At 37.0% G+C, this 1,627-nt stretch carries 1 protein-coding gene; it reads right to left on the bottom strand.

Going from position 1 to position 1,627, the window contains the following annotated elements:
• The coding region (locus LPB88_RS23640; protein ID WP_230718250.1) for a condensation domain-containing protein at nt 1-1,627 on the bottom strand (1,627 nt) is incomplete at both ends.

Genomic DNA, 1,627 nt, shown 5'->3' with positions numbered 1-1,627 from the left:
GATATGCTGCTCCGGATTTCAATACTCCTAAAAGAGCGACAATCATTTTATCACTTTTAGCCAGCTTTACTCCCACCAGATCATCCGGCTTAATCGCATAATTTTCTCTTAAATAATAAGCCAACTGATTCGACTTCTCATTAAGTTCCTGATACGTTAATTTATTATTTTCAAAAATAACGGCAATATTATTTGGTGTTTTTCTAACCTGTTCTTCAAATAAATCTACGATTGTTTTCTCTCTTGGATACGCTGCATTTGTATCGTTGAATGCTGTCAATAACTGATTCTGTTCTTCAAATGTTAAGTAGTCAATCTCTTTCATCAACCTTTCGGGCTGTTCTATCGATTCTCTTATCAGATTTTCAAAATGGGTAAACATTCTTTCGATCAGATATTCCTCATAGATATCTGTATTATAGGAAATCATTAAATTCAATCCATCTGATTCGACGAAAGTAAAAATAATATCAAACTGGGCGGTAGCGCTGGAAAATTCATAAGGTCCCATCTCAAGGTCTCTTAATTCTTCTCCTTTCAGATTATTCAATTGACTTTGATTTTGCAAAACAACCGAAACGTCAAATAATGCGGAACGGCTTGGGTCTCTCTGCAAATTCAGCTTCCCAACTAAGGCATCAAATGGATAATTCTGATGTTCATAAGCGCCTAAAAGCGTATTTTTCTGGGCTGATACCAGATCTAAAAAGCTGTCGTCCGGTTCAAATCTCGTGCGAATGGCAAGTGTATTTAAATATAAGCCCAATTGATTCTCTAAATCAGGATGCTCTCTGCCCGCTATTGATGTTCCCACTATAATGTCATTCTGACCCGAATACTTATATAATAAAGTATTGATTCCCGCCATAAGTGTCATAAACAAGGTAACATCCTGCACTTTTGAAAATGCTTTTAGTTCCTCTAAAAATGCTTGCGAAAAATGATGGCTGATATTAGCCCCATTATAGGTCTTAACCAAAGGACGTGTCTTAAAACTCGGGAGATCTAAAACAGGCAGCTCTCCCGCAAATTGATTCAGCCAATAAGCTTCAGAAGCCTGATTTTTGGCTTGTTGCAATGTGCCATTGAGCCAAACAGCATAATCTTTATACTGAATGCCCAATTCAGCAAAATCAACTTTTTTTCCTTGTATTAGTCTGTTGTAGGACTCTACAACTTCAGACACCAGCAGTTCCATAGACCAGCCGTCTCCAATGATATGATGCATGGATAAAAAGAAAACATACTCCTGCTCTTTTAACTTCAACAGCGAAGCTCTTAAAAGAGGCACCTGTTCTAAATCAAAAATCTCATGTTTTCTTGCTTTTATATACGTTGCAATGGCTTCTTGTTGGTTTTCTGCAAAACTGAAGTCTTCACTGGATATCTTAAAATCTAATTGTTCTGTCGGGATAATATATTGCCTGATATCGCCTTCATTATCTGCTTTGAAATACGTTCTTAGTATTTCATGACGATGTAGTAAAAGCCTAAACGATTCTTCGAATTTATTGGTATCTATATTTCCTTTTAACAAAACTGCTCCCGGCATATTATACGCCAGTGAACCGCCTTCTAACTGGCTCATGATCCATAATCCCCTTTGAGAAGCCGTTAAGGGATAAGA

The organism is Flavobacterium sp. JAS, from assembly GCF_020991455.1.
In the GTDB taxonomy this organism is placed as follows: domain Bacteria; phylum Bacteroidota; class Bacteroidia; order Flavobacteriales; family Flavobacteriaceae; genus Flavobacterium.
The sequence above is the reverse complement of the archived record's forward strand: the minus strand, read 5'-3'. Positions and strand labels throughout refer to the sequence as shown.